The organism is Phenylobacterium sp. (assembly GCF_031412415.1).
In the GTDB taxonomy this organism is placed as follows: Bacteria; Pseudomonadota; Alphaproteobacteria; order Caulobacterales; family Caulobacteraceae; genus Phenylobacterium.
This window is the reverse complement of sequence record NZ_JANOCX010000405.1, coordinates 1-2039: the sequence shown is the minus strand read 5'-3', so window position 1 is coordinate 2039 and position 2039 is coordinate 1. Positions and strand designations below refer to the sequence as shown.

General features: G+C 69.2%; 2 protein-coding genes. One reads left to right on the top strand and one right to left on the bottom strand.

Going from position 1 to position 2039, the window contains the following annotated elements:
• Nucleotides 1-53: 53 nt before the first annotated feature.
• Complete coding sequence (locus RMO04_RS18995; protein WP_309646335.1) at nucleotides 54-398, bottom strand: VOC family protein; 345 nt, start codon at nucleotides 396-398, stop codon at nucleotides 54-56.
• A gap of 88 nt (nucleotides 399-486) precedes the next feature.
• Between RMO04_RS18995 and RMO04_RS18990 the strand changes: the two genes are divergently transcribed.
• Nucleotides 487-2039, top strand: a 1553-nt coding sequence (locus tag RMO04_RS18990) for an ABC transporter ATP-binding protein (protein ID WP_309646334.1), incomplete at its 3' end; no start/stop codon positions are given.

Below are 2039 nucleotides of genomic sequence, written 5' to 3'. Positions count from 1 at the left end.
GGCCCCTAACTAGGACGTGACGCCACCAAACGGAAGCGCGGCGGGAGGTCCAACTATTGCAGCAGGGTCAGCGTATTGCCCGCCGGATCCTTGAAGTGGGCCAGGGTCCCGCCCCAGGGCAACTTCTCCGGCGGCCCCAGGAAAGGCACCCCCTTGGCCTTCAGGGCTTCATAGGTCGCCGCGATGTCGTCCACCTGGATCGAGGTCCCGACGAAACGGCCCACCAGGGTCTCCCCCTCATCGCTCCCGTCGTCGCGCTCGACGATCAGGTCGATCCCAAGGTCGTAGCCGACCGCCATCTCCATGTCCCACTTGGCCGTCAGACCCAGGGTCTCTCCATAGAATCGCTTGGCGGCCGCCATGTCATCGACCCAGATCCGCAGTCCGTAGATCTTCATGTGGCGCACTCCCTCACCCAGGCGGCGCCGCATTCTAGCGCATCGCCCCAAGCTTGACTTCCCGTCCCTGACAGCCGACCCCAGGATGATGACTGCGCCGACCACCGAGCCCGAGCTTTCGGCCCGCGCCCTGATCGCGCGGATCGCCGGGGTCTATATGCGACCCCGCTGGAAGGCCTGGACCTGCGCCATGCTGGCGGCCATCGCCGTGGCGGTGCTGTCGGCCAAGCTGGTTCAGATCTTTGAGCCGGCGATCAACGACCTGCTGGTCAACCACAAGCCCGGCGCCCTGGTGATGGTGCCGCTCACCATCGCCGCCCTGGCCATCGGCCGGGCCCTGGCCCAGGTGATCCAGGCCTCGCTGGTCAACCAGATCGGCAACGCCGTGGTGGGCGACGTGCAGGTGCAGCTGTTCGGCAAGCTGGTCCGGGCCGACCTCGCCCACCTGCGCACCCAGCACTCCGGCGCCTATGTCTCCTCGGTGCTTTACGACGCCAGCCTGATCCGGGAAGCCGCCACGTCCGGGGTGATCAACTACACCCAGCACGCCCTGACGGTGATCGGCGCCATCACCGTGATGGTCTCCAACGACCTGCTGCTGTCCCTGACCCTGGTGGCCGCCGCGCCCCTGACCGGCTTCATCATGCGCCGGTTCTCCAAGAAGACCACCAAGGCCGCCAAGGGGGCCATGGCCGAGACCTCGGCCCTCTCCACCGCCATCATGGAGAGCCTGGACGGGGTTCGGGTGGTGAAGATCGAGAACCGCGAATCCTACGAGGAGACCCGGGTCGCCGAGGTGGTGCAGCGCCGCCAGAAGCACCTGGTGAAGGGCGCCAATGCACGGGCCCGCGCCGCCCCGGCCACCGAGCTGGTGATGACCCTGATCACGGCGACGGTCATCGCCTATGCGGGCTGGCGCGCGCAGTCGGGCGCCATGAACGTCGGGGCCTTCATGGCCTTCCTCCTGGCCCTGGGGCTGGCTTCCCAGTCCCTGCGGCAGCTCTCCAACCTGGCGACGGTGATGGCCGAGGGGATGAGCGCGGCGCGCCGCCTGTTCGCCGCCCTGGACGTCGAACCCGAGGTGCGGGAGCAGCCGGGCGCCGCGACCCTGGCCCGGGGCGAGACCACGATCTGCTTCAAGGGCGTCAGCTTCGCCTATGCCGGCGGTCCGCCCACCCTGCGCGAGGTGACCCTGGAGGTCCGCCGCGGCGAGACCGTCGCCCTGGTGGGCCCCTCCGGCGGCGGCAAGACCACCATCCTGAACCTCATTCCGCGCTTCTACGACGCCACCGACGGCGGGGTGACCATTGACGGCGTGGACATCCGCGATGTGACCCTGGCCTCCCTGCGCGCCCAGATCGCCCTGGTGACGCAGGAACCCTTCCTGTTCGACGACACCATCCGCGCCAACATCGCCTATGCGCGTCCCGACGCCAGTCAGGCGGAAATCGAGACCGCCGCGCGGGCCGCCGCCGCCCACGACTTCATCCTCTCCCTGCCCGCCGGCTACGACACCCTGGTGGGCGAGGCGGGGGCCCGGCTGTCGGGCGGCCAGAGGCAGCGGATCGCCATCGCGCGCGCCTTCCTGAAGGACGCCCCCATCCTGCTGCTGGACGAGGCCACCAGCGCCCTCGACACCGA

Coding starts and splice junctions, on each gene's coding strand:
- RMO04_RS18995 (WP_309646335.1), bottom strand. CDS start 398: ATGAAGATCTACGGACTGCGGATCTGGGTCGATGACATGGCGGCCGCC.